At 63.8% G+C, this 25,162-nt stretch carries 22 protein-coding genes; 6 read left to right on the top strand and 16 right to left on the bottom strand.

The window, feature by feature from the left end:
- The first annotated feature begins 63 nt into the window (after positions 1-63).
- Positions 64-309, top strand: coding sequence for a putative acetyltransferase (locus tag NG697_RS11130; protein WP_082575922.1), 246 nt, complete (start codon positions 64-66; stop codon positions 307-309).
- A gap of 87 nt (positions 310-396) precedes the next feature.
- On the opposite strand, the gene typA is transcribed toward NG697_RS11130, so the two are convergent.
- Entirely contained in the window at positions 397-2,325 is a 1,929-nt protein-coding gene (typA, locus tag NG697_RS11125; RefSeq protein ID WP_058931842.1) for a translational GTPase TypA, read from the bottom strand.
- 270 nt (positions 2,326-2,595) lie between these two features.
- On the opposite strand from typA, the gene NG697_RS11120 reads away from it, so the two are divergent.
- Positions 2,596-3,450: an SGNH/GDSL hydrolase family protein gene (locus NG697_RS11120; protein WP_252598310.1), complete on the top strand. Its 855-nt coding sequence runs from the start codon at positions 2,596-2,598 to the stop codon at positions 3,448-3,450.
- Positions 3,451-3,517: 67 nt separating this feature from the next.
- Here the strand turns inward: NG697_RS11120 and NG697_RS11115 are convergent, their stop codons facing one another.
- From NG697_RS11115 to ychF, 6 genes are all read right to left on the bottom strand, one after another.
- Positions 3,518-5,224, bottom strand: a complete 1,707-nt coding sequence (locus NG697_RS11115) for a dipeptide ABC transporter ATP-binding protein (protein WP_252598311.1) — start codon at positions 5,222-5,224, stop codon at positions 3,518-3,520.
- 11 nt (positions 5,225-5,235) lie between these two features.
- The gene (locus NG697_RS11110) at positions 5,236-6,180 is read right to left on the bottom strand and encodes an ABC transporter permease (RefSeq protein WP_252598312.1); all 945 of its coding nucleotides are present in this window, start codon (positions 6,178-6,180) and stop codon (positions 5,236-5,238) included.
- On the bottom strand, positions 6,170-7,099 hold the full coding sequence (locus NG697_RS11105) for an ABC transporter permease (protein ID WP_252614211.1): 930 nt from the start codon (positions 7,097-7,099) through the stop codon (positions 6,170-6,172). Before NG697_RS11105 ends, NG697_RS11110 begins: the two co-directional genes overlap by 11 nt.
- A 126-nt stretch (positions 7,100-7,225) precedes the next feature.
- Positions 7,226-8,911: a peptide ABC transporter substrate-binding protein gene (locus NG697_RS11100; protein ID WP_252598314.1), complete on the bottom strand. Its 1,686-nt coding sequence runs from the start codon at positions 8,909-8,911 to the stop codon at positions 7,226-7,228.
- Positions 8,912-9,188: 277 nt separating this feature from the next.
- Positions 9,189-10,952, bottom strand: a complete 1,764-nt coding sequence (locus NG697_RS11095) for an ABC transporter family substrate-binding protein (protein WP_252614210.1) — start codon at positions 10,950-10,952, stop codon at positions 9,189-9,191.
- A 24-nt stretch (positions 10,953-10,976) separates the two neighbouring features.
- Positions 10,977-12,062 carry a redox-regulated ATPase YchF gene (ychF, locus tag NG697_RS11090; RefSeq protein ID WP_252608987.1) on the bottom strand — a complete coding sequence of 362 codons (1,086 nt, stop codon included), beginning with the start codon at positions 12,060-12,062 and terminating at the stop codon, positions 10,977-10,979.
- 130 nt (positions 12,063-12,192) lie between these two features.
- On the opposite strand from ychF, the gene NG697_RS11085 reads away from it, so the two are divergent.
- The gene (locus tag NG697_RS11085; protein WP_252598317.1) at positions 12,193-13,401 is read left to right on the top strand and encodes a DNA recombination protein RmuC; all 1,209 of its coding nucleotides are present in this window, start codon (positions 12,193-12,195) and stop codon (positions 13,399-13,401) included.
- Between the two features lie 34 nt (positions 13,402-13,435).
- On the opposite strand, the gene NG697_RS11080 is transcribed toward NG697_RS11085, so the two are convergent.
- On the bottom strand, positions 13,436-14,515 hold the full coding sequence (locus tag NG697_RS11080; protein ID WP_248759714.1) for a 4-hydroxy-3-methylbut-2-enyl diphosphate reductase: 1,080 nt from the start codon (positions 14,513-14,515) through the stop codon (positions 13,436-13,438).
- A 9-nt stretch (positions 14,516-14,524) separates the two neighbouring features.
- A complete protein-coding gene (locus NG697_RS11075; RefSeq protein WP_252598318.1) occupies positions 14,525-15,376 on the bottom strand; it encodes a hypothetical protein in 852 nt (283 codons plus the stop codon).
- 203 nt (positions 15,377-15,579) lie between these two features.
- Here NG697_RS11075 and xseA point away from each other — a divergent pair, with 203 nt between their 5' ends.
- The gene (xseA, locus tag NG697_RS11070) at positions 15,580-16,905 is read left to right on the top strand and encodes an exodeoxyribonuclease VII large subunit (RefSeq protein ID WP_252598319.1); all 1,326 of its coding nucleotides are present in this window, start codon (positions 15,580-15,582) and stop codon (positions 16,903-16,905) included.
- Entirely contained in the window at positions 16,886-17,104 is a 219-nt protein-coding gene (locus NG697_RS11065; RefSeq protein ID WP_058931826.1) for an exodeoxyribonuclease VII small subunit, read from the top strand. Before xseA ends, NG697_RS11065 begins: the two co-directional genes overlap by 20 nt.
- Positions 17,105-17,152: 48 nt before the next feature.
- Here the strand turns inward: NG697_RS11065 and NG697_RS11060 are convergent, their stop codons facing one another.
- The 6 genes from NG697_RS11060 to NG697_RS11035 form a co-directional block, all read right to left on the bottom strand.
- Positions 17,153-18,007, bottom strand: a complete 855-nt coding sequence (locus NG697_RS11060; RefSeq protein ID WP_252614209.1) for a polyphosphate kinase 2 family protein — start codon at positions 18,005-18,007, stop codon at positions 17,153-17,155.
- Positions 18,008-18,056: 49 nt separating this feature from the next.
- The gene (locus NG697_RS11055) at positions 18,057-19,277 is read right to left on the bottom strand and encodes a pyridoxal phosphate-dependent aminotransferase (RefSeq protein ID WP_252598321.1); all 1,221 of its coding nucleotides are present in this window, start codon (positions 19,275-19,277) and stop codon (positions 18,057-18,059) included.
- Positions 19,278-19,411: 134 nt separating this feature from the next.
- The gene (locus NG697_RS11050; protein ID WP_252598322.1) at positions 19,412-20,365 is read right to left on the bottom strand and encodes an ABC transporter substrate-binding protein; all 954 of its coding nucleotides are present in this window, start codon (positions 20,363-20,365) and stop codon (positions 19,412-19,414) included.
- Positions 20,362-21,108 carry an ABC transporter permease gene (locus tag NG697_RS11045; protein ID WP_252608977.1) on the bottom strand — a complete coding sequence of 249 codons (747 nt, stop codon included), beginning with the start codon at positions 21,106-21,108 and terminating at the stop codon, positions 20,362-20,364. Before NG697_RS11045 ends, NG697_RS11050 begins: the two co-directional genes overlap by 4 nt.
- A complete protein-coding gene (locus NG697_RS11040; RefSeq protein WP_252598324.1) occupies positions 21,105-21,815 on the bottom strand; it encodes an ABC transporter permease in 711 nt (236 codons plus the stop codon). Before NG697_RS11040 ends, NG697_RS11045 begins: the two co-directional genes overlap by 4 nt.
- Positions 21,815-22,915: an ABC transporter ATP-binding protein gene (locus NG697_RS11035; protein ID WP_305884352.1), complete on the bottom strand. Its 1,101-nt coding sequence runs from the start codon at positions 22,913-22,915 to the stop codon at positions 21,815-21,817. The genes NG697_RS11040 and NG697_RS11035 overlap by 1 nt, the downstream gene beginning before the upstream one ends.
- A gap of 230 nt (positions 22,916-23,145) precedes the next feature.
- On the opposite strand from NG697_RS11035, the gene NG697_RS11030 reads away from it, so the two are divergent.
- Positions 23,146-24,174 (top strand): pirin family protein, encoded by a 1,029-nt coding sequence (locus tag NG697_RS11030; RefSeq protein WP_252608975.1) that lies wholly within the window; start codon positions 23,146-23,148, stop codon positions 24,172-24,174.
- Here NG697_RS11030 and NG697_RS11025 read toward each other — a convergent pair.
- Entirely contained in the window at positions 24,160-25,089 is a 930-nt protein-coding gene (locus NG697_RS11025) for an N-acetylglucosamine kinase (RefSeq protein ID WP_252614225.1), read from the bottom strand. The two genes, NG697_RS11030 and NG697_RS11025, sit on opposite strands and share 15 nt — an antisense overlap.
- Positions 25,090-25,162: the final 73 nt, after the last annotated feature.

Here is a 25,162-nt window from a genome sequence, read left to right as displayed (position 1 = left end):
TTCTGAGCCTATTATCTCCCAGCCCGTCCACGCGAACCTAGCCGGCCGCCTTAGTATGAACTGGTGAGTCCCGCCCAGCCTACGCCCCGAGAATTTCTGGCCACCGCCCCGCCCGGAACACGGGTTGTAGTCCGCTACCGGATCGACGGCGGCCTGACGGACGCCCTGGGGCATCTGGTGGCCACTGACGACGGCGGCTGCACAGTCCGCACACGGAAGGCCGACGTCGTGATCCCCTTGGACCTGGTGGTGGCTGCCAAGGAAGTGCCGCCGGCGCCGGAGCGGCGCCCCGCTCGCGTCCGCAACTGACGCTTTCCTGACACAAAGGAAGCCGCCGGCACGACGGCGGGATTCCCGCCTGCCGTACCGGCAGCTTCAGTGACGTGCTATTTGGGACTAGGCCTTGGCGCGTGCCCGGGTGGACTTGGCGCGCTGGTTGACGTCCAGGATGAGCTTCCGGATGCGGATGGACTCCGGGGTGACCTCGACGCATTCGTCTTCGCGGGCGAATTCGAGGGACTCTTCGAGGGTCAGGTCGCGCGGGGGCGTCAGGTTCTCGAAGGTGTCCGAGGAAGCGGCACGCATGTTGGTGAGCTTCTTTTCCTTGGTGATGTTGACGTCCATGTCGTCGGCGCGGGAGTTCTCGCCGACGATCTGGCCTTCGTAAACCTCGGAGGTGGGACGAACGAAGAAGGAGCCACGTTCCTGCAGGTTGATCATGGCGAACGGCGTCACAACGCCGGCGCGGTCGGCCACCATCGAACCGTTGGTGCGGTACTCGATCGGGCCGGCCCAGGGCTCGTAGCCCTCGGAGATGGAGGCTGCGATACCGGCGCCGCGGGTGTCCGTGAGGAACTTGGTGCGGAACCCGATCAGGCCACGGGCCGGAACGATGAACTCCATGCGGCACCAGCCGGTGCCGTGGTTGGCCATGTTGGTCATGCGGCCCTTGCGGGCGGCCATCAGCTGGGTGACGGCGCCGAGGTACTCTTCCGGCACGTCGATGGTCATGTGTTCCATCGGCTCGTGGATCTTGCCGTCCACGGTCCGGGTGACAACCTGCGGCTTGCCGACAGTCAGTTCGAAGCCTTCACGGCGCATCTGCTCGACCAGGATGGCCAGCGCGAGCTCGCCACGGCCCTGGACTTCCCAGGCGTCGGGACGCTCGGTGGGGAGAACCTTGATGGAGACGTTACCGATCAGTTCCTTGTCCAGGCGGTCTTTCACCTGGCGGGCCGTGACCTTGGCGCCCTTGACCCTGCCGGCCAGCGGCGAGGTGTTGATACCGATGGTCATGGAGATCGCGGGATCGTCCACGGTGATCAGGGGCAGCGGCTGCGGGTTGTCGACATCGGTCAGGGTCTCACCAATGGTGATTTCCTCGATGCCGGCGACGGCGACGATTTCGCCCGGACCTGCAGACTCGGTGGGAACACGGTCCAGTGCCTTGGTGGCCAGCAGTTCGGTGATCTTGACGTTCTTGAGCTCGCCGTTGGCGCGGGCCCAGGCAACGGTCTGGCCCTTGCGCAGGGTGCCGTTGTAGATGCGCAGCAGGGCAAGACGGCCCAGGAACGGGGAGGCGTCCAGGTTGGTGACGTGTGCCTGGAGCACGCCGTTCGGGTTGTACGTCGGAGCCGGGATGTGCTCGATGATGGTCTTGAACAGCGGCTCAAGGTCCTCATTGTCCGGAGCGGAGCCGTCGGCGGGCTGGTCCAGGGAGGCGCGGCCTACCTTCGCTGCTGCATAGACGACCGGCACTTCAAGGATCTTGTCCAGGTCCAGGTCCGGAACTTCGTCGGCGAGGTCCGAGGCGAGGCCCAGGAGGAGGTCCATCGACTCGTGGACAACTTCCTCGATGCGGGCATCGGGGCGGTCGGTCTTGTTGACGAGGAGGATCACCGGCAGGTGCGCGGCCAGGGCCTTGCGCAGCACAAAGCGGGTCTGGGGCAGCGGGCCCTCGGAAGCGTCCACGAGGAGTACAACGCCGTCCACCATGGACAGGCCGCGCTCTACTTCGCCGCCGAAGTCGGCGTGGCCGGGGGTGTCGATGACGTTGATGGTGATGGTTTCACCGTTGGAGGACGGTCCGTTGTAGGCCACGGTGGTGTTTTTGGCCAGGATGGTGATGCCCTTTTCGCGTTCCAGGTCACCGGAGTCCATGACGCGGTCTTCGAGGTGGTTGTGTTCGGCAAAGGAGTTGGTCTGCTTGAGCATGGCGTCGACCAGAGTGGTCTTGCCGTGGTCAACGTGGGCCACGATCGCGACGTTGCGGAGGTCACTGCGTGATGCAGTGGCTACCGCGGTGTTGGTGGTGGTTTCAGACATGCGTGATTGCTCGATTCAGTCGTGAAGTCAGCTGTTGTTTCGCGACATTTCCAACCGGAACGCACGATGGATTAGCCCAATAACACAGGGCTCCTTCCCTCATTCTAAACGCTGAGCCTATTGTTGGCCTAAAAATCTCGGATCGGCCCAGTCCGGCCGGTGGGAAATTCCGGCGCGCCACGGCCCAAAGAGTGACCAAGCTCACTGGATTTTTGTGACTTGGTGCACCATCATTGCTGTGATAGCCACAGCAAGCCCGGAGAATCCCTGATGCGAAAAGCCTCGGCTCTGACCCGCTTTGTCGCCTCTGGAATCGCGGTAGCCGCGCTCCTGGGCGGCTGCGGACAGACCCCAGCAGCAACACCGGACTCCGGCGTGCCATCCCCGGCGCAGGCGGCCGCGGCCGGCGCATACCAGGCCCGCGGCGGCGATCCGATCAGCCTGCCTGCCGGTTCTATGTACCGCAACCCGGCCAGCGGGCGTGACGAGGTGGTGGTGCCGGACATGCGGCACACTGCCCTCCTCATAGGCGATTCCCAATCCGAACCTACTGACGGGTGGCCACGTCTTGGCCTTGCCGCCGTTGGTTACAAGGTCCACTTCTGCGGGCTCGGCGGCACGGGATTCGTGGCGTCCAACGGCAAGACGGGCAACTACATCGACGCCTTGCAGCGCGGCGACTGGAAACTGCCGTACGGGACGCCCGCGCTGATCGTCATCCAGGGCGGCGGCAACGACGCCGCGCACGGCGCCACCGATGCCCAGATCGTGGCCAATGCCGACCGCCTGATCGGGGCACTCCGGGAACGCTATCCAGGCGCCAGGATGGCCATGATAGGCACCCTGGCCCGCGGCGCCAACTATGGCGGCGGGCGGAGGACCCAGGTGGACGCGCTGCTGGGCACGGTGTCCGCCAGGAACGGCATACCCTTTGTGGGCGTGGGCGACTGGCTGTCGAAGTACAACCTCGCGAAGAACCTGGCAGATGCCGTCCACATGGATGCCGCAGGCCGCAGGTCGCTGGGCGGGCTGCTTGGATCCAGGCTTAGGCAGCTGGGGCTCGAAGGCCCATCGCTGGACGGAACAGCCTCGGTGGCAGCTTCCGAAGCCACCCCAGCGGACTGAAAAAAGGAATGGAGCCGGCGCCCTGAAGGCACCGGCTCCATCCTTAACCCGGGATGCTGCGGCCGGATCAGGCCACTTCGGGCGGAAGCATCAGCTTCGCACCGGGAATGGCGTTGAGCAGCGCCTTCGTGTACTCCTGCTGCGGGGACTCGAAGACGTCGTCCGTGGAACCGGTCTCCACCAGCTTGCCCTTTTCCATCACACAGACGTGGTCGGCAATCTGCCGCACCACAGCCAGGTCATGGGTGATAAAGAGGTAGGTCAGCCCGAGGTTGGCCTGCAGGTCCGCGAGCAGGTTCAGCACCTGCGCCTGGACCAGGACGTCCAACGCGGACACGGCTTCGTCGCAGATGATCACTTCCGGATCCAGTGCCAGCGCACGGGCAATGGCAACGCGCTGGCGCTGGCCGCCGGAGAGCTCGTTCGGGAACCGCTGCATGCTTGACTGCGGCAGCGCCACATGGTCGAGCAGTTGGCGGACCTTCTTCTCCCGGCTCGCTTTGTCGCCGATCCTATGGACGCGCAACGGCTCCTCGATGGTACGGAAGATGTTGTACATCGGGTCCAACGAGCCGTAAGGATCCTGGAAGATGGGCTGCACCCGCCGCCGGAATTTGAACAGTTCCGACGCTTTCAGCAGCGAGGTGTCGACGCCGTCGAAAAGAATCTTTCCATCGGTCGGCTTTTCGAGCTGCAGCACCATTTTTGCCACGGTGGACTTGCCCGAGCCGGACTCCCCCACAATTGCAGTAGTGGTTCCCCTCGCGACGTCGAAGCTGACCCCGTCCACGGCTGCGAAATCCGTCGACTTCCCCAGCCCTTGCCGCAGCTTGTAGACCTTGCGCAAGTCCCTGATCTCCAGGACATGGTCCGCGGCAGCCGCCTCCGCATCAGGGGCGAGAAGATCAGACGCTTCCACGCCCTGTTCCTTGGCGACCTGGATCCGGCGGCTCGCCAGTGAAGGCGCAGACTCAACCAGCCGTTTCGTGTAAGGATGCTGCGGATTCTGGAGCAACTCCAGCGACGGTCCAGCCTCTACAACCTGCCCCCGGTACATGACCACCACCTTGTCCGCACGCTCGGCCGCCAGCCCCAAGTCATGGGTGATCAGCAGCACAGCGGTGCCCAATTCCGTGGTCATGGTGTCCAGGTGATCTAGGATCTGTCGCTGGACCGTGACATCCAGTGCCGACGTCGGCTCATCCGCGATCAGGAGCCGCGGCTGGCAGGAGAGTCCGATGGCAATGAGGGCGCGCTGGCGCATACCGCCGGAGAACTCATGCGGGTACTGTTTGGCGCGCCGGTGGGCATCCGGAAGTCCCGCCTGAGCCAGTACCTTTGCGATGTCGTCCGGACCACTGGGGCGGCCGTTCGCGCGGAGGGTCTCCTTGACCTGATAGCCGATCTTCCAGACCGGATTCAGGTTGGACATCGGGTCCTGCGGAACCATGCCGATGGTATTGCCGCGGAGCTCGATCATCCGTTTCTCGGTGGCATGGGCGATGTCTTCACCGTCGAGCAGGATCTGTCCGCCGGACACCGCACCATTGGTGGGCAGCAGGCCGATGGCGGCCAATGCTGTTGTGGATTTGCCGGAGCCGGACTCCCCCACGATGGCCACTGTCTCCCCGGGCATGATGGTCAGGTGGGCGTTGCGGACTGCCTGAACCTCGCCAGTGCTGGTCTTGAACGTGATGGCAAGGTCGCGGATTTCCAGAAGGGGACTGGTTCCTGAATACCCTGCCTCGTCGACGCGAACGTCGGGAATCGTCATCTTTTCGCCTCTCATCGCTGCCGGCTCTTCGGGTCAAGAGCGTCACGCACAGCGTCACCCAGCATGATGAAGCTGAGCACTGTAATGGACAGGGCAGCTGCCGGGTAAAGCATGATTTCCGGCTTCGTCCGAATGGACGACTGCGCACCCGCAATGTCATTGCCCCAGGACATAATGCTTTGCGGCAACCCAATGCCTAGGAACGACAGTGTGGCCTCCAGAACAATGAATATGCCCAGATCCAAAGTTGCCAAAACGATGATCGGCGCCAGTGCGTTCGGCAGGACATGGCGCAAGAGTGCCCCAACCTTCGACACGCCCAGAGCGCGGGCGGCTGTGACAAAATCAGCATTTCGGACCTCGATGACCGCGCCGCGAGCCATGCGTGCCATTTGCGGCCACGCGAGCAAGGCAATAATCACCACCACGGTCCATACGCTCTTGTTCTCCCGGAAGGCGGGCAACTGGGTAATGACCAGAGCGCCAAGGACCAAAGGCAAGGCGAAGAAGATATCACTGAGCCGGGCCAAGACGGAATCTACCCAGCCGCCGTAGTAACCCGCGATCGCACCAATCGTCACGCCGATGATCACGACGCAGAGCACAGACAGGACGCCCACCGAGAGCGAAGCCTGCGTTCCGTGGACCACCCTCGAATAGATGTCGCACCCCTGGAACGTAAACCCGAATGGGTGCCCGGGCGCTGGACCGGCCTCGGAATTGCCTAGTTGGCAGTCATCGTTCGGCGGCACCGTCGACAGGAGGCTCGGGAACAACGCGATGATGATCAAAGTCAGAATCAACAGCGACGAAATGATGAACAACGGACGACGGCGAAGCTTGCGCCAGGCGTCAGCCCAAAGGCTCAGTGGTGCCTGATCCGTCTTCAGGGCATCTGTTGCCTGCAGCGGCGTCTCATCTATGGGTGCAACAAAATGGGTATCTCTACTGGTCATAACGAATCCTCGGGTCCAGCCAGGCGTACAGGAGATCAACGAGCAGGTTGGCGACCACGAACACCAGCACCAGCACGCTGACTATAGAAACAATGGTGGGCCCTTCAGTCCGCAAAGTGGCTTGGTAGAGCTTGTTGCCTACCCCCGGAACATTGAAGATGGCTTCCGTGACAATCGCACCGCCCATCAGACCGCCGAGGTCTGCGCCTAGGAACGTTACGACGGGGATAAGGGAGTTGCGCAGGATGTGCGCCACCACAACGCGGGGCCGGGAAAGACCCTTGGCGGTAGCTGTCCGCACGTAGTCGGCATTCATGCTCTCGCTGACGGATGCCCGCGTCAGCCGGAGCACGTAGGCAAACGACACCAGGCCCAGAACCGTTGCCGGCAGCAATAAATTGCCCCAATCGGCGTTGGCGCCGACGGTCGGTTTGGCCCAGCCCAATTGGACTCCGAAGACCAACTGGAAAGCAAAGCCGAGAACGAAGGTGGGAACTGCGATGACCACGAGCGAAGCCACCAGCACGGTGGAATCAAACCAGCCACCACGACGCAGTCCCGCAAAGACGCCGAAACCCACGCCGAATACGGTTTGGATAGCCAGCGCCTCTATGGCCAACATCGCCGTCACTGGAAAGACCCTCGCTAACGAGGCTGCAATCGGCTGGCCGGTGAAGTCGTTGCCGAGGTTAAAGGTGAAAATGTTCTGGAGGAAAAGTCCATACTGGACCCAAAACGGTTCATCGAGGTGGTACTGGCTGCGCAGGGTATCGATGACTGCCTGCGGGGGCTGGCGATCTCCGAAGAGCGCGGCAATGGGTTCGCCGGGAAGGGCGAAGACCATGTAATAAACCAAGAGGGTGGTGCCAAGGAAGACGGGGATTGCCTGAAGGAGCCGGCGAAGGATAAAGCGGACCACTGGATCACCGGCCTTCGGGGAGCGAAGAAAGGGGTTTCATTTTTTGCCTTCCTGCCGTGCAGGACAATGGGGGCCCGGCTTTGTGCCGGACCCCCATTCGCCTGGCGGCAAGTTAGATCATGGAGACTACTTGGCCGTGATGTTGTAGTAGAGGATTCCGCCATTCCAGCCGGTTTCGGCCTTCACAACGTTTTCGCTCCACACAATCGGCTTTGCCTGGTCCCAGAGCGGCAGTCCGGGCAGGTCCTCGAAGAGGATCTCCTGGGCCTGGTTGAACTTGCCGTTCGCCTCATCAGTGGTCTTGGCGGCAAGGCCCTCCTGGAGCAGCTTGTCGAACTCAGGGTTCGAGTACTTCTCGTAGTTGGAGGATGCGCCCGTTGCCCAGACCGGTCCGAGGAAGTTGTAGAGCGACGGGTAGTCACCCTGCCAGCCGGCGCGGCTCAGGCCCGGGAGGGACTGGGACTTGCGCAGGTTCAGCACTTCAGCGAACTTGGCAAAAGGCTGGATTTCGGCCTGGATGCCGAGGTTGTTCTTGAAGCCGTTGGCAACGGCGTCAATCCATTCCTTGTTGCCACCATCAGTGTTGGAGGCAATCTGCAGCGGCTTGGAATTGTCGTACGGCTGGATCTTGTCAGCCTGGGCCCACAGGTCCTTGGCCTTCGCGGCGTCAAACTTCAGGATTTCGCTGCCCTTGAGGCCTTCCTTGAATCCGTCGATAACGGGCGGCGCGAAGGCCTTGGCCGGGGTGCGGGTTCCGTTGAAGACCACCTTGGCGATCTCTTCGCGGTTGATGGCGTACGACAGTGCCTGGCGGCGCAGCTTTCCGGCTTCACCCTGGAAGTTCGGGTTGTAACCCGGGATGTTCAGGGTGGAGTTGGTGGCCACCGGCTTCGTGGCGTTCCTGTCCTGGAAGTCTGAGACGTAGGTCTTCAGTGCGTTGGACGGCAGTACGTCCGAGATGTCCAGGTTGTTGGCCTGAAGATCCGTGTATGCGGGGCCCGGATCGGTGTAGAACTTGAAGGTCACGCCACCGTTCTTCGATTCGCGCGGACCGCTGTAGTCAGCGTTCTTGACGAGGGAGATCGACTGGTCATGGACCCAAGAGCCGGTCTTTTCGAACTTGTACGGACCGTTGCCTACGGGGTTTTCGCCGAAGGTCTTTGGATCCGCCAAAGCAGCGGACGGCAGCGGGAAGAACGCCGAGTAACCGAGGCGCAGCGACCAGTCAGCTTCCGGCTGAGCCAGCTTCACCGTGAGGGTCGAATCATCCGTGGCCGTCAGGCCGGACATTGTCTCGGCGGTGGGCGCCGGAGTGGTGGTGGTCTTGCCATCAGCTGCTTTTTCGGTGGTCACGGCCGAGACATCTGCATAGCCCGCGATGGACTCGAAGAAGAATCCGTTGTTCTGCAGGTTCTTGGAGTTCGCTGCGAAGTTCCAGGAATCAACGAACGTCTTGGCGGTGATCGCTTCACCGTTCGTGAACTTCTGGCCCTGCTTGACCTTGATGGTCCAGTTCTGGGCGTCAGAGGACTCAATGGACTCTGCCAGGGCGTTGACCGGCTTGCCGTCGGCATCGTAGCTCCGCAGGCCTTCGAAGAGCAGCTCGACAACGCGGCCGCCATAAACTTCGTTCGTATTTGCCGGTAGCAAGGGGTTCTGTGGTTCGTTGCTGTACGCGGTGATCACCTTGTTGGGATCGCCGGCCGACTGGCTGGCACCATCATTGCTGCCGCCTCCAGCGCCGCAGCCTGTCAGGGCAAGGGCAGCGATCGCCACCATGCCGAGTGCTTTGGAAGTGCGCGTGAAACGCATTCCGCCTCCTATGAGTTGTGGGAGATGTTCAGGGGAAATCTTTTGCTCCCCGGCAGGCCCGTCACAGGTTCCCACTGTGACGTGGCCTACATATATGAGTAGCCTAACCGCACAAAGTCCAAATACTGGTACTCCGTTGCTAAACCGTAACCAGTTAATCGCCAATAACTAGCCGGTACCCGGAAGTGGCGCAAATCACATGCTACTCGTTGGTAGGGGATGCTGCGAATCGAGGACGGGGGCGGGCTCCCACAAGGGCGACAAGCCCCAGGAGGGCCTATTTCAGGCGCCACTCCCACACATTCCACCAAACGCCCAAAGGGCCTGAGCTGGGCTTGATACCCGTCACGCGGCTGCTGAAAGCCACGGTTCCAGTGGTCTGGTACAGCGGCAGGCCGTAGGCGCTGTCCCACACGCGTTTGTCGATGTCAGCCAACAGTTCGTCCTGCTTTGCAAGGTCCGTAGTGCCGGACAGTTGTTCCATGGCTTTGTCTGCGTCGCCGTCGGAAAATCCGTTGAAGTTGCTGCCGCCACCGGTCTTAAAGATCTGCGGGACGCGGCTGACGCCGACCCCGGGTCCGATAGAACCGAGGATGGCTGCGTCGTAGCTGCCGCCGCCGAGCGCTTTCGCCCAGTCCGAGCTGCCGAGGCCCGCGTCTTCAACGGTGAATCCGGCGAGGCGGGCGGAGTCGCGGATCAGGGAGAAGGCCCGCACGCGGTTGGGGTTGTCCCTGTTGTACAGAATGCGGACCGTCGGGGCAGCATCCCGCAATTGCGACTTCGCGCCTTGGATGTCCACGTCAGAGTAATCGGCCGAACCGTTGTTTTTCACGGCGTCCGGATACTTCGGATGGGGTGGCAGGAAGACGTGCGAGTCCAGGGGTTTCGCGTCGGCGACAAATCCGCCCACCACGTCATCCACGATCTCCTGGCGCGGAACAGTCTTCAGGAAGGCCTCCCGGACATTCTTGTCCGCGAACAGCCCCGAAAAGTTGAGATCGAGGTGGTCGTAGCCGGACTGGCTGTAGCGCTGGACGGTATTGCCCTGCTCCACCAGCCCGTCGAAGAGGCTTTCGGTGCCGGCAGAGGGCTGCGGGGCAATGATGTCCGCCTGGCCGTTCCTGAGCGCGGCAATGGCGGTAGAGGCGGCACCGGTGAACCTTACGGTGATGTCATCGAGGTAGGGCTCCGGTCCCCAGACATAGTCCCTGTTCCGGACCAACCGGATCGAGGCGTCCGGAACGATGTCCCGGACAATGTACGGGCCGCTTGAAAGGTACATCGCAGGATCGTCAGGAAGCGTCTTGGCGTCGAAGCCGGAATTCCAGAAGTCGCTGACCCGCTTCAGCGGGGCGTTGGCCGAGGGCTGTCCGGTGTCGCCCCGGGGCGACTCCCTGATCAGATCAACAAGATCGCCTTCGTCATTGAGGCCGCTTTTAGCGGCGACAACATGGGCCGGGAGCCCGACGTCGAACGCTACTTCCCAATCAGCGTACGGCGCGGCGTATTCCAGCGTGATGGAACGCCCGTCACTGCCGATCTCCGGGAGCGCGGTGGACCCCAGGCCGCTCTTGTCAGCCGCGGCCGAAAAGTACGAGGTGCCGGTCCCCGTATGGGGTTCAGCGTCGTCGAAGTAGCCCGAGCCGGCGGCCCAGGACAGGAGGAGGTCGCCGGCGTCGATGGCTTCGCCGTCGGACCATTTCACACCCTCATTGACGGTGTACTTCACCTTCAGCGGCTTGTCGGAGATCTTCTCGTACCGGCCGAATTTCTCGTTCCGGACCACCTTCTCGGTGTCATCCACGTAGTAGAACCCGGAATGGGTGATATGGCCGATCTTGGTGTTGATGTCCGTGTTTCCGTCGGCGCTGAACGGGTTGAAGGACGTGAAGGCGTTCACCTCGGCCACGGTGGCGCTGCCGCCGCGGTTCGTTTCACCCACCACCACCGGAGGCGCTCCCCCCGAAGCGGAGCACCCCGAGATAACCAGCGCCGCAGCGACGGCCCCGGTGATGACCTGAATCAGACGCCTCACGGGCATGCCGTCTCCTTTGCCTGTCCGGAATCAGACGTTGAAGCGGAACTCCACCACATCGCCGTCAGCCATCACGTACTCTTTACCTTCGATGCGTACCTTGCCACGGGACTTGGCTTCAGCCATGGAACCGGCCTCGATGAGGTCATGGAAGGAAACCACTTCAGCCTTGATGAAGCCACGCTGGAAGTCGCTGTGGATGACGCCTGCTGCCTGCGGCGCGGTGTCGCCCTGGTGGATGGTCCAGGCGCGTGTTTCCTTCGGACCGGCCGTGAGGTACGTCTGGAGGCCCAGGGTGTGGAAGCCGACGCGTGCCAGCTGGTCGAGGCCGGACTCGTCCTGGCCGTTCATTTCCAGCATTTCGCGCGCTTCCTCCTCGTCCAGCTCCACAAGGTCGGATTCGAGCTTCGCGTCCAGGAAGATGGCGTCCGCCGGGGCCACCATGGCCCGCAGTTCGTCCTGCTTCCCCGGGCTGCCCAGGATGCCTTCGTCGGAGTTGAAGACGTAGATGAACGGCTTCGCGGTCAGGAGGCTGAGCTCCTTGAGGTACTCCATCTCCAGCTTGTCGCTCGTGATCGAGGAGAAGACCGTGTCCCCGCGTTCCAGGACCGCCTGCGCAGCCTTGATGGCTGCCAGTTCGGCAGCCTCCCGCTTCTTGATCTTGACTTCTTTTTCGATCCGAGGAATGGCATTTTCGATGGTCTGAAGGTCAGCCAGGATCAGCTCGGTGTTGATGGTTTCCATGTCCGAGCGGGGATCCACTTTGCCGTCGACGTGGATGACGTCGGGGTCATCAAACACCCGGACCACCTGGGCAATGGCCTCGGCCTCACGGATGTTGGCAAGGAACTTGTTGCCCAGGCCTTCGCCCTCCGATGCACCCTTCACGATGCCGGCAATGTCCACGAAGGACACCGGAGCGGGCAGGAGGCGCTGCGAGCCAAAGATGTCAGCTAGCTGCTGGAGCCGGGGATCCGGCAAGTTCACGACGCCGACATTGGGTTCGATGGTAGCGAACGGATAGTTCGCAGCCAGCACCTGGTTCCGGGTCAGTGCGTTGAAAAGAGTTGATTTGCCGACGTTGGGCAGTCCGACGATGCCAATAGTAAGAGCCACGAGCATTGATTCTACCGGTTGCCGGACGCATGGGCCCCAGGCGGTCCCCCGCAGTGTCGGCACATGCTGGAAGGTCTGGTCGAATATGTCGGTTCCGTAAATTGTCACAGGGGCATGCCACAGTGTGGATATGGATGCTCTAGCCCTGATTCTTGCCCTGTTGATGCTGCTGGTGGGTGCCGTCGCCGGCGCCGGCACCACCTACTTTTCCCTCCGCCGGCACAGTCGTGCCTTTGAGGAGGACTTCGACGCCGTCTCGTCGCGGCTTTCCGAGGTCAGCGCCCAGTTCGCCGCCGCGGACGCGGAGCGCCGGCTGCTCTCGATGCAGAACCGGGAACTCGGCGAGTCCCGCAATCAGGACGGGAGCGTCCTCCGGGCACTCGCCCCCGTGGCGGAAAAGCTGACCGCGGTGCAGCAGCAGGTGGCACTGCTGGAACGCGACCGCCTGGAACAGTACGGCCAGCTGGCGCAACAGCTTCAGGAGGCAAGGCTTTCCGATGCCCAGCTGATCCGGTCCACGCACGCCCTCGAGTCAGCGTTGCGCTCCAACAGTGCTCGTGGACAGTGGGGCGAAGTTCAATTGCGCCGAGTGGTCGAGGCATCGGGCATGCTCAAGCACGTGGATTTCCTGGAGCAGGTCCACAGCGCCGGGGCCGATTCAGCGGTCCGTCCCGACCTCGTCGTCCAGCTGCCGGGCCAGAAGCAGCTCGTGGTGGACGCCAAGGTGCCGTTGTCCTCCTACCTGGAGGCCCAGGAGCTGGGTGCGCGCCAGGAAACGGGTACAACCGGGAATCCCGGCAGCCAGCAATCCCTGCTGACTGCCCACGCCAAAGCGCTGCGGGCCCACGTGGACTCGCTCAGCAACAAGAAGTACTGGGACATCCCCGGGAACTCCCCCGAGCTGGTGATCTGCTTCCTGCCGGCCGAATCCATCCTGGCCGCCGCCCTGACAGCCGATGCGACTCTGTTGGACTACGCGCTTTCCAGGAATGTGGTTCTTGCCTCGCCCAGTACACTGCTCGCGGTGCTCAAATCGGTGGCTTTCACGTGGCGCCAGGACGTGCTGACGGACAGCGCGCGGGAACTGTTCGACCTCGCCCGCCAGCTGTACGAACGCATGGGAACGCTCGGCGATAACGTGGGCAAGCTCGGTTCGTCCCTGAAGTCCTCGGTGGACCGGTACAACGCCCTGATCGGCACCCTGGAAGCGCGGATCCTGCCTACCGCACGGAAGCTCAATGCCATGGATGAATCCGGGCTGCTCACTCCGCCGGCACTCGAGGTCACGCCGCGTTCGCTGGCGGCCCCGGAGTTTCAGCAGGACGAAGCCGCCGCCTGACGCGAGGTAGCCGCCTGACGTTGCCGGAGACTGGTCAGTCGCGGGACCGGCGTCCGCCGAGCGCCCGGCTGACGTCTCCGGCTTCCTTCAGGGTCGCGCGGAGTTCCTTAGGCAACGAAAACAGGAGGTCTTCTTCGGCTGTGACAACTTCCTCCACGGAGCCATAGCCGTAGTCGGCCAGCAGTCGCAGGACGTCCGTGACCAGGATTTCCGGCACGGAAGCCCCTGACGTGACTCCGACCGTTGCCACGCCTTCAAACCACGCCTCGTCCACTTCGTTGGCAAAGTCCACCCGGTAGGAGGCCTTAGCCCCGTACTCCAGGGCAACTTCGACCAGACGGACAGAGTTCGAGGAGTTGGCCGATCCCACCACAATGACCAGGTCAGCCTGGGGGGAGATCTTCTTGATGGCCACCTGACGGTTGGTGGTGGCGTAGCAGATGTCGTCGCTGGGCGGATCCTGCAGGGTGGGGAACCGATCCTTCAGCAGGCGGACCGTTTCCATGGTCTCGTCCACGCTGAGGGTGGTCTGGGACAGCCAGATGACCTTTTCCGGATCCCTGACGGTTACCTTGTCCACTTCATGGGGACCGTTAATGATCTGGATGTGTTCCGGGGCTTCGCCGGCGGTGCCCTCGACTTCTTCGTGACCGTCGTGGCCGATCAGCAGGATGTCGAAGTCGTCCTTGGCGAACCTCACGGCTTCCTTATGAACCTTCGTCACCAACGGGCAGGTGGCGTCAATGGTGCGCAGCCCTCGGTCCTCCGCTGACTGGACGACGGCCGGCGATACCCCGTGGGCGGAAAAGATCACCAGGGCGCCTTCCGGAACCTCGTCCGTCTCATCGACGAAGATGGCACCCTGTGCCTCCAGCGAGCTCACCACGTGGACGTTGTGCACGATCTGCTTCCGGACGTACACCGGCGGACCGTAGTGCTCCAAGGCCTTCTCGACGGCGATCACGGCCCGGTCCACACCGGCGCAATAGCCGCGGGGCGCCGCCAGGAGTACCTTTTTGGGACCGGTCACCGGAGCCGCGGCGGCTACCTCCTCAGGCGAGCGCCGCCTGCGCGGGACAGTTGGCATCGAGAGGGACACAGCTGAGGAAGTCATCCCTCCATGCTACCGGGTGGGGGCCCGCCGCCCCGGCGAAGCGATCCGGATCACAACGGCCGCAGCGACAAGCACAGCGCCGGTTATCGCGGCACCACCGACCCAGGATTGGAAGCTGCTGGACGCGGCCGCCACAAACGCATCCTTGAACATGTCCGAAAGCCCATTGCCGCTAGCCGTCCCCACGACGGCATCCCTGGCGACCTGCGAGCCGGCAGCCCACAGGCCCCCCAGTGCCAGCGCCCCCAGTCCCACAGCGAGAATCACGGTCCAGCGACGGCGCGCGGACACCAGCGCTAGCGCAAAGGCGATTCCCGCTCCAATGGCAAGGGAGTAGCCGAGCGGCGCGTAGGCGGACGCTCTTTCGACCATTTGGCGCTGCTCAGGCTCGCCAACGTTGACCAGCGTCTGCTCCGGCGCAGTCAGCGGGAGCCCGGTGGTGCGTGCGAGCTCCTTCGTCGCCAGCGCCACCAGGGGTGCCACGTCCAACGTAAGCGACGACGGGGAGTCAGGTTCGGCGGGAGCCGATGCGGGTGCGGCGAAGCTGAGCCGGTGGCTCTTTCGCAGTGTTTCCTCCCAGGCCGCCGGGTAGCCGGGCAAGGCTGTGAGGGAACTGGCAGCCGCCTCAAGCACTGGCGTGACCAGATCTGCCAGGGCGTCCGGGATGGCCCCTGTATCGATGGTGCCCACAGCGGCCGCGGCGAGCCTCTGCTGGAATTCTGCGTCCTGCCCCAGGGGAGCGGCCAGGGCCACAAAGCCATCCTCCTGAACCACGTTGCGGTCAAGCCAGATGGCGGGTACGGCCAGGGCGGACAGCAGAACGCCCACGACGACGGCGATGGCTGAAACGAAGGTGCGCAAAACGGGTCCTCACGGGTTGGCGGCAGCACAGCCATCATAGAGCTGGTGTCTGGACAAAGAATGTCAGTCTCGGGTGATACAGCTTATGGATAAGGTTGAATGGCAACCGCCAGCTCACTGACGGCCGCCTTTCAAGCACGAACCGCTACCTGCCGAACAAAGGACCACCATGCCGCCACCCACAGTTTCCCGGGGCAGCGGACATGTCTGAACAGGCTGCGCTGCCGGGCACTGCTGCCACCACGTTGCCTGCCACGGCCGGTGAGACCAGCCCGGACAATCCATGGCCGCTGCAGTTGCTGTCCCAGAAACTCAAGGCCCATATCGATCGCACCCCGTCCGCATGGGTCGAAGGCCAGGTCATCGAATTGAACCGCCGCGGGGGTAACGCGTACCTCACCCTCCGGGACGTGGACGCGGAAGTTTCCCTGCCGGCGTCGGTCTGGACCAAGGTTCTGGACCGGCAGAACATGCCCCTGGAGCGTGGCTCCCGCGTGGTTGCCTTGCTCAAGCCGGAGTTCTGGCTGAAGACCGGGCGGCTCAACATGCAGGTTCGGGACATCAGGCCTGTAGGGCTTGGCGACCTGCTGGCGCGGATCGAACGGTTGCGCCAGGCCCTCTCCGCCGAGGGGCTGTTTGCCGATTCACGGAAGAAACCACTGCCGCTGCTCCCGCACCGTATCGGACTGATTACCGGACGGGACTCCGACGCCAAAAAAGACGTCGTCCAAAACGCCGCACTCCGCTGGCCCGCAGTTGAATTCGAGATCCGGGAAGTGGCGGTCCAGGGCAACACTGCGGTCTCGCAAATTATCCGCGCCCTGCAGGAACTGGACAGCCGCCCCGACGTGGACGTCATTGTCATCGCCCGGGGCGGCGGAGCCTTGGAGGACCTGCTGCCTTTCAACAGCGAGGAACTGATCCGTGCTGTCGCGGCCACGGCCACCCCGGTGGTCAGCGCCATCGGACATGAGGCGGACCGTCCCCTTCTAGACGACGTGGCGGACCTGCGCGCGTCCACGCCCACTGATGCGGCTAAGCGGATCGTTCCTGACGTTGCCGAGGAACTGGCGGGCGTGCGCCAGGCACGGGAGCACCTGCGCAGGAGCATCGGCAGGCTCGTGGACAGGGAGTCGGACCGGTTGTCCGCACTCCATTCCCGGCCTGTTCTGGCCACCCCGGAAGCCATGGTCACCGGACGAGCGGAGGAAATCGAACGCCTCCTGCGGAGATCATCGGCCGCTGTCAGTTCAACGGTGGTACGTGCAGCTGACCAGCTGGTTCACCTGCAGGCCCAGGTCCGTGCCCTGTCACCACAAAAGACGCTGGACCGCGGCTATGCCGTGGTCGAACTGGCCAACGGCCGGCCGGCCCGTGCCACTGAAGCTGCCGGCCACGCTGTGGTTCGAGACCCGTCGGAGGCGCCGTCGGGAACTGCGTTGTCCGTACGCGTGGCCCATGGCCTGTTCGGCGCCACTTCCACTGGGGAACTTCAACAAGGAGAAGCACATGCCCGAAACAAAGCCTGACCCGGAAATCCAAGCACTGAGCTATGAGGAAGCCCGCGAACAGCTGGTGCAGGTGGTGGGGAAGCTTGAGGCGGGCGGCGCCAGCCTCGAGGAATCCCTGGCACTCTGGGAACGCGGCGAAGCCCTGGCAAAGCGCTGCGAAGAGTGGCTGGAGGGCGCCCGCAAGCGGCTCGCTGCCGCCCGCGACCAGCCGCTCTGACCAGTCACTGAAGGCGGCCCACCCCTCGGAACGGCGCGCCCCAACAGGTCAGGACCGCTCAACCAGTTCCCGTTCGATCGGGACATCGAACTCAGCTTCCGGCCATTCCAGCTTCATGTCAGACAGCGCGCCCAGCACCAACTGCTGCACCGCGATCCTGGCGTACCATTTTTTGTTGGCCGGAACCACATGCCAGGGTGCCGCTTCCGTGTTGGTCTCGTCGAAGGCAGCCTGGTAGGCGCCCATGTAGTCGCCCCAGAACGCCCGCTCCTTGAGGTCACTGCTGCTGTATTTCCAGTGCTTGGCGGGGTTTTCCAGCCGGGCAAGGAGCCGGGCCTTCTGTTCATCCTTGCTGATGTTGAGCATCACCTTGATGATTTTGGTTCCGGCATCGGTCTGGCGCGCCTCGAACTCATTGATGGCCCGGTAGCGGCGCTTAAGTTCGGCAGGCGTCGCCCAGTTATGGACCCGGTGGATCAGGACGTCCTCATAGTGGGAGCGGTCGAAAATGCCCACCATGCCCGCTCCGGGCACCTCCTTCTCGATCCGCCAGAGGAAGTCATAGGACTTCTCCTCCTCGGTGGGTGCCTTGAAAGCCTTGAACTGGACGCCCTGCGGATCCATGGTGGCCATGACATGGTTGACGATTCCGCCCTTGCCCGCGGTGTCCATGGCCTGCAGGATCAACAGAAGCCGTTTTCTCCCGCCGAAGCGCGACGCCGCGAACAGCTTTTCCTGAAGTTCGGCCAACGCGCCGTCCAGTTCAGCCAGAATTGCCTGGCCATCGGCTTTGTTGCCCTTGTAACCGGGCGTCGCGTCAGGGTCGGCGTCGGCCAGCGAGAAGCCTTTCCCCACCCTCAGCGTATCGACGGGGTGCTTCTCGAACTCAACGACGTCGGCCATTGGGGTCCTTTCCCAAGGTTCCACGCGCCGAAAGACGCGTCACCACAGGCTAGTTCCCTTTGTACCTGCTCAGGAAGTCCCCCATACGGTTGATGGCCTCCTCAAGGTCCTTCACCAGCGGCAGCGTGACCATCCGGAAGTGGTCCGGGCGGACCCAGTTGAAGGCGCGGCCGTGGGAGACCAGGATTTTTTGCTCGCGCAGCAGGTCCAGGACAAACTTCTCGTCATCGCGGATGTGGAAGACCTCGGGATCGAGCTTCGGAAAGAGGTACATGGCGCCACGGGCCTGCTGCGTGCTCACTCCAGGGATGGCGTTGAGCATGTCATAGGCCTTGTTTCGCTGTTCCAGCAGCCTGCCGCCGGGCAGGATGAGGTCGTTGATGCTCTGGTAGCCGCCGAGGGCGGTCTGGATGGCATGCTGGGCGGGCACATTCGCACACAAGCGCATGTTGGCCAGGAGGCTGATGCCTTCCAGGTAGTCCGAGGCATCCTTCTTCGGGCCCGAGATGGCCATCCAGCCGGCACGGTAACCGCAGACGCGGTAGGCCTTGGACAGTCCACTGAAGGTGAGGCAAAGGACATCGTCGCCCGTAAGCGCGGCCATGTTGATGTGGACGGCGTCCTCGTACAGGATCTTTTCGTAGATTTCATCCGCGAAAAGGATCAGGCCATGCTTTTCAGCCAGGGCCACGATCTTCTCCAGCGTCTCTTCGGGATAGACCGCGCCCGTGGGGTTGTTGGGGTTGATCACCACGATGCCCTTGGTGCGCGGCGTGATCTTGGCTTCAAGATCCTCAAGGTCCGGCTGCCAGCCTGATTCCTCATCGCAGAGGTAGTGCACGGGCTTCCCGCTCGCAAGGGCAACGGAAGCGGTCCACAGCGGGTAGTCCGGTGTGGGGATCAGTACCTCGTCGCCGTCGTTGAGCAGCGCCATGAGCGACATGGTAATCAGTTCGCTGACGCCGTTGCCCAGGTAGATGTCGTCCACATGGATGTTCTGGATTCCACGGGTCTGGTAGTACTGGGAGACCGCGGTCCGGGCCGAGAAGATGCCCCGGGAGTCGCTGTAACCCTGGGCATGGGGCAGATGGCGGATCATGTCCACCAGGATCGCGTCCGGGGCTTCAAATCCAAACGGCGCAGGGTTTCCGATGTTCAGTTTGAGGATCCGGTGACCCTCCGCCTCCATCTGCTGGGCGGCCTGAAGAATCGGTCCACGGATGTCGTAAAGGACGTTGTGAAGCTTGGTGGACTGCTTGAATTCTGCCATCCATCAAATATGCCATATGACGGATGTACTTCGGTTGAGACCTCAGACACAGACGTGCAGAGAGCGGACGACGGCGGCTGCCGGCCAGTGTGGGTCCGGCAGCCGCCGTCGTGATTACGTTGTGGAGTCAGGTGCTACTTGACGATGCCCTTGTCCTTGAGCCAGGTGGCGGCGGCGTCTTTGGCATTTTGCTTCTGGCTGCCGCTGACTGCGCGGTTGAGGTTGACCAGGTCCTCAGTAGTGAGGATCTTCGATACGGCATTCAATGCGGCCATGGCCTTGTCGGTCATTTTTGCCTTGTTGTACAGCGGCAGGACCTGCTGGGCCTTGAAGTTGTTCTTGGGATCCTCCAGAACCACCAGGTCGTTGTCCGCGATGGACGGTGTGGTGGTGTAGATGTCAGCCACCTGGACGTCGTCGGTCAGCAGTGCCTGCAGGGTCAGGTTGCCGCCGCCGTCGCTGAAGGGCTTCAGTGCCTTGAGTTCGCAGCCATAGTTCTTTTTGAGTCCCGGGAAGCCATAGGCGCGGGTTTCGAACGTGGCCGGCGCCGCCATGGTCAGGTCCTTGCAGACCTTGGCGAGGTCCTCAATGGACTTCAGCTGGTACTTCTCTGCGGTGGCTTTGGTGACCACCATGGCGTCCTTGGACTCAGCTTTCGATGCTTCCAGGACTGCTAGTCCTTCGGGGAGCTTCCCCGGCAAGGCCTTGTAGACGTCGTCGGCCGAGACCTCGGCAGCTTCAGGATCCACATGCGAGAGCAGGTTGCCGGAGTAATCCGGGACAAGGTCAACCGAGCCGTCCTGGACCGCTTTGAAGTAGATTTCGCGGGCACCGATGTTGGGCTTTGTGGTTGCCGTGACCCCTGCAGCAGTCAGCGCGCCGGCATAGATCTCAGCGACGATCTGGCTCTCCGGGAAGTCAGCCGAGCCGACCACCAAGGAGCCGCCGCCGGCGCTTCCGGCGCTGGTGCTGGGTGTCTTCAACGGATCACTCCCGCCGCAGGCCGTCAGCGCGACGGCCAGGCCGACGCCGGCAGCCATGCCAGCCAGTCCCCGGCGGGTAAGGATTGTCCTGGTGTTCTCTTTCATGGGGTACCTCCTTGAACGGCAGCTGGCGCAGGCGCGGCAGCTGGGAGATCAGCGGCGGCCTTCTGGCCACCGCGCAGATCGGTTTTGAGGCCGGGCGAAAGAAGGACTCTTTGCACCGCGGCCAGGATGAGGTCAACAACGATGGCCAGCCCTGCAATCAGCAGCGACCCGGCAAGCATCCGCGGGAAGTCCTGCAGCGCCAAGCCGTCAAAAAGGTAGCGGCCCAGCCCGCCCAAGGGCAGGTAGGCAACCACCGACACCGTGGCGATAACCTGCAGCACGGCGGTTCGGACACCGCCGAACATGACCTGCAGCCCGTTGGGCAGCTCAACCCGGAACAGGATCTGCAGCTCGGTCATGCCCATGGCCCGGGCAGCGTCCACCACGGCCCGGTCCACACTCGAAATGCCGGCATAAGTTCCGGCAAGGAGCGGCGGCACGGTCAGGATGACCAGCGCCCACACCGGCGGCATCAGGCTGCTTCCCGCCAGGAGGGCGAAGAGGACCAGCAGGCCCAGGGTAGGCAGGGCCCGCAGCGCCCCTGCCACCGCTACGGCCACTACGCGTCCGCGGCCCGTGTGCCCGATGTAAAGCCCTGCCGGAACCGCGATGGCCGCGGCAATCACCAAGACCAGCCCGCTGTATTGGAGGTGCTCCAGCAGCCGGACCGGGATGCCGGAACTGCCGGTCCAGTGCAGCGGATCGGCAATCCACGCCAGGGTGTCCACGAAAACGTTGCTCACGGCGCGGCCCCCGTGTGGATGTTGGCGTCGGCCAGGTAGCTGGCGGCGGAAGGCGCCGCGGGGCCCGAGGCTTTAGCGGCGCGGGTCCAAGGCGTCAGCAGCCTTTCCAGGACGACCAGTACAGCATCCATCAGCAGCGCGAGCACCAGGATGGCGATGATTCCCACCACCACTTCCGTGACGAAGTTCCGTTGCAGTCCATCGGTAAACAGCATGCCCAAGTTCCCCACGCCCAGCAGTGCCGCGACGCTAACCAGGGAGATGTTGCTGACGGAGACCACCCGCAGCCCGGCGAACATCACCGGAAGGGAGAGCGGCAGGTCGATCTGGACAAAGCGCAGCCACGGCTTGTACCCCATGGCAATCGCAGCTTGCCGGAGATCCTCCTCCACGGAGTCAAAAGCATCCAGGGCTGCCCGGACCAGCAGCGCCACCGCATAGATGGTCAGGGCAACAATGACGTTGAGCGGGTCCAGGATCCGGGTTCCGAGAATCGAGGGCAGGATGATGAACAGCGCCAGCGACGGGACGGTATACAGCAGTGAACTGGCGGTCACCACCACCGACCGAAGCGCAGGGTGGGTCCGCGCCACCTGCGCCAGCGGAATGGAAATAACCAGCCCCAGGACCATCGGGATCAGGGCCAGGACCAGGTGCTGGCCCGCCAGTCCCATGACCATGCCGCTGTTTGCCAGGAACCACTCCATCAGAGCGCAGCCTGCCTGACCTGGCGGGCTTCCTCAATGACGCCGAGGACTTCCTGTGCCCTGATGGTTCCCAGGACCTTGCCGTCGCCATCCACCGCCACACCTTGGCCGGACGGGGACGAAAGGGCCGAGTCCAGCGCCCGCCGCAGCGTCTCGCCGGGGCGGAAGAGTGACCCGCCCGGGATGAGCTCTGAGTCCGTCCCCGGCCTCGCCCAGCCCAGCGGGCGCAGGTCCGCATCCACCACGAGCTGCCAGTCGGTCACCCCAGCGGGATCGCCGGCGAACTGGCCGGCACTCATCACGAGCGTGGGCACCGGGTGGATGGACACGGCGTCGGACGTGGTGAACCCGAGGTGGCGGAAACCACGGTCCCGGCCGACGAAGGACGCCACAAAATCATTGGCCGGTGCCCGGAGGATTTCCTCAGGGGTGGCGTACTGGGCCAGCCGGCCGCCGACGGCGAAAACGGCCACCTTGTCGCCGAGAACGGTTGCCTCGTCGATATCGTGCGTGACGAAAACGATGGTTTTTGCGAGGTCCTTCTGCAGCCTCAGGAGTTCCTGCTGCAGTTCGTCACGCACCACGGGGTCAACGGCGCTGAACGGTTCGTCCATCAGCAGGACGGGCGGATCGGCGGCGAGCGCCCGGGCCACACCGACGCGCTGCTGCTGGCCGCCCGAGAGCTGGGAGGGGTACCGTTTCCCGAGCGCGGAAGCCAGCCCGACGACGTCGAGCAGTTCCGTGGCGCGCTTGCGGGCCTCAGCCTTGGAAACGCCGTTGAGCCGGGGCACGGTGGCGATGTTGTCCAGCACGGAACGGTGCGGCATCAGCCCGGAGGACTGCATGACGTAGCCCATGGACCGTCTCAGCTCCGCGGCAGGAACCGAGGTCACGTCCCGCCCGTCCACGGTGATCACGCCGGACGTCGGTTCCACCATGCGGTTGATCATCCGCAGCGAGGTGGTCTTGCCGCAGCCGGACGGCCCTACAAAAACGGTGATGGAGCCCCTGTCGATGGACATGGTGAGCTGGTCCACAGCGGGCTGCCCGCCCTGATACTGCTTGGTGACGCTCTGGAACTCAATCATGGCTTGGTCCATTCCCGGACTTACCTGTTCTGTTGGACGGCATCGGACAGTGTTGGGTCATAAGCTCACTGATATTTACGGTAACGCAATCCGTTCACAGCGTAACCGGATCCGAAGGCAATCCGGGCAAGAGAATCCCTACTGTAACCATTCGTTGGACAGCCGCCCGCGGATGGGTCCTTCGATCACAAGGTGCCGGTGCTGCGCTTACGCCCGGCTCTGCCCGCGCCTAGAGTTGGACTGTGACCAACTTGGAAGTGGCTCCGCAACAGGAACTTTGTCCGCCCGCAGGCCCTGAAGGGACGTCCGGCCCTTGCCTGCAGCTCTGGCCCGAACGCGAGGTTCCGCTGGGCGGCGTGCGGGCCATGAACGTCCGGCGCACGCTCCCGCAGCGCGGCCTGCCCACCATCGGAGCCTGGTGCTTCCTGGACAGTTTCGGTCCGGACCGCATCGCCATGTCCGTACTCCCCCACCCGCACACGGGCCTGCAGACGGTCACCTGGCCGCTTGCGGGGAACATCCGGCACCGGGACAGCGTGGGCAGCGATGTTGTGGTCCGGCCAGGTGAGCTGAACATCATGACCGCCGGGCACGGGGTGTCCCACTCCGAGTTCGCCGTCCTGCCGGATCCCGACGCGGGCGCGCCGCTGCCCGTGCAGCGCGGCCTGCAGCTCTGGGTAGCGTTGCCGGATTCGGAACGCCGCCGCGAGCCCGCGTTCGAGCAGCACCGGGAACTGCCTTCAGTGACGGGGCCGGGTTTCACTGCGACTGTGATGGTGGGCGAATTCGCCGGGGCGGTGTCGCCGGCCACGATGTACTCCCCCATCGTCGGAGCGGACATCTCCTGCGACGGCCTGGCCGTCCTGCCGCTGAACGCTCACTTTGAGCATGCTGTCCTGGTGCTCGACGGCGGGCTGACGCTGGACGGGCAGGAGGTCCCGCCCGGGCCGCTGGGCTACCTGGGCGCGGGACGTACGACGCTGGAGTTCCAGGCCCTGCCCGGCACACGGTTCCTCCTGATCGGCGGGGAGCCGTTCCAGGAGGAACTGCTGATGTGGTGGAACTTCGTGGGCCGCACGCACGACGAAGTGGAGCAGGCCCGTGCGGACTGGGAAGCCCAGGCCGCACTGCCTGACGCTGCAGCCCGCGGAGCCCGCTACGGGCTGGTTGAAGGGCACGGTCCGGATGCGGGCGCTGAAGCCGGACGCATCCCCGCCCCCATCATGCCGGCCGTCAGGCTGACACCCCGGAAGCGGTCAGTGGGCCCCTGACGCTTCCGAGACCAGCTTCAGGACGCCAAACACAGGGTCCTGGTCCAGGACACGGACATCGGAGACGCCGGCGGCGGCCAGGTGGCTCCGGAAAGAGTCCTGCAGCGGAATCACGTTCATGCCGAGTCCGCTGCCGAGAATTACCGGGCCGTCGATTCCAAGCTTCCGCAGGGCCTGCGCAGCCAGGCCGGCAAGGTCTTGGCCGGCCTGGTCCACGAGCTCCTGGCTGACCGGGTGGCCCGCCGCAGCCGCCTCCACCACCAGGCGTGCCTGCTGGGCCCAGAACCGGCGGCCGGTGTCCGGGGAATGGAAGAGCGCAATCAGCTTGTTGGGGTGGTCCACTCCGCAGGCTGCAAGCAGCGCCTCGGTCAGCTGGTCCGCCGGGAGTCCCTGGTTCATCCGGCGCAGGCTGTGCCGGACCGCCTCACGGCCGAGCCAGTAGCCGCTGCCTTCATCCCCAAGCAGGTAGCCCCAGCCGCCGGCCCGGGCTTCGTCGCCGGTGGCATTCCTTCCCCAGGCTGCAGAGCCGGTTCCCGCGATCACGGCCACGCCGGTACTGGCGCCGCCCGCGGCCAGCAGCAGCCGTGAGTCGTGGACCACCGTGACTTTGGCTCCCGGAACATGGGGTTCGATCAGCGCGGCAAGGGCTGCGGCGTCATCGTCGGTGTCTATGCCACCGGCCCCGGCATACACCTGGGCCACCTGGCCGCCGCCGATCCGGGAGAAGAGATCCGCGAGGTTCATCGCCGCCTGTTCGCGGCTGACGTTCTGGACGTTGGAGCTGCCGGCGGACTCGTCGGCCACGGCAACGCCGTCCTCAAACCTGACGCCGCGGGTCTTTGTACCTCCGATGTCCAGGCCGATGATGACCCCCGCGAGGGGACCTGGGGCGGCCGCGGACGTGGCGCCGCCCAGCGGGTGGTGTCCGGAAGTTGTGGTCTGGGGGTGCTCGCTATCAGTCACGTCCCCCAGCCTACTGAAACGCTGG

The organism is Pseudarthrobacter raffinosi (assembly GCF_023913835.1).
In the GTDB taxonomy this organism is placed as follows: domain Bacteria; phylum Actinomycetota; class Actinomycetes; order Actinomycetales; family Micrococcaceae; genus Arthrobacter; species Arthrobacter raffinosi.
The sequence above is the reverse complement of the archived record's forward strand: the minus strand, read 5'-3'. Positions and strand labels throughout refer to the sequence as shown.

Excerpts from the sequence above, each read along its gene's own strand:
- typA (WP_058931842.1), bottom strand. The coding sequence starts at position 2,325 with ATGTCTGAAACCACCACCAACACCGCGGTAGCCACTGCATCACGCAGT.
- NG697_RS11120 (WP_252598310.1), top strand. The coding sequence starts at position 2,596 with ATGCGAAAAGCCTCGGCTCTGACCCGCTTTGTCGCCTCTGGAATCGCG.
- NG697_RS11115 (WP_252598311.1), bottom strand. The coding sequence starts at position 5,224 with ATGACGATTCCCGACGTTCGCGTCGACGAGGCAGGGTATTCAGGAACC.
- NG697_RS11110 (WP_252598312.1), bottom strand. The coding sequence starts at position 6,180 with ATGACCAGTAGAGATACCCATTTTGTTGCACCCATAGATGAGACGCCG.
- NG697_RS11100 (WP_252598314.1), bottom strand. The coding sequence starts at position 8,911 with ATGCGTTTCACGCGCACTTCCAAAGCACTCGGCATGGTGGCGATCGCT.
- NG697_RS11095 (WP_252614210.1), bottom strand. The coding sequence starts at position 10,952 with ATGCCCGTGAGGCGTCTGATTCAGGTCATCACCGGGGCCGTCGCTGCG.
- NG697_RS11085 (WP_252598317.1), top strand. The coding sequence starts at position 12,193 with ATGGATGCTCTAGCCCTGATTCTTGCCCTGTTGATGCTGCTGGTGGGT.
- NG697_RS11080 (WP_248759714.1), bottom strand. The coding sequence starts at position 14,515 with ATGACTTCCTCAGCTGTGTCCCTCTCGATGCCAACTGTCCCGCGCAGG.
- xseA (WP_252598319.1), top strand. The coding sequence starts at position 15,580 with ATGTCTGAACAGGCTGCGCTGCCGGGCACTGCTGCCACCACGTTGCCT.
- NG697_RS11065 (WP_058931826.1), top strand. The coding sequence starts at position 16,886 with ATGCCCGAAACAAAGCCTGACCCGGAAATCCAAGCACTGAGCTATGAG.
- NG697_RS11060 (WP_252614209.1), bottom strand. The coding sequence starts at position 18,007 with ATGGCCGACGTCGTTGAGTTCGAGAAGCACCCCGTCGATACGCTGAGG.
- NG697_RS11055 (WP_252598321.1), bottom strand. The coding sequence starts at position 19,277 with ATGGCAGAATTCAAGCAGTCCACCAAGCTTCACAACGTCCTTTACGAC.
- NG697_RS11050 (WP_252598322.1), bottom strand. The coding sequence starts at position 20,365 with ATGAAAGAGAACACCAGGACAATCCTTACCCGCCGGGGACTGGCTGGC.
- NG697_RS11040 (WP_252598324.1), bottom strand. The coding sequence starts at position 21,815 with ATGGAGTGGTTCCTGGCAAACAGCGGCATGGTCATGGGACTGGCGGGC.
- NG697_RS11035 (WP_305884352.1), bottom strand. The coding sequence starts at position 22,915 with ATGGACCAAGCCATGATTGAGTTCCAGAGCGTCACCAAGCAGTATCAG.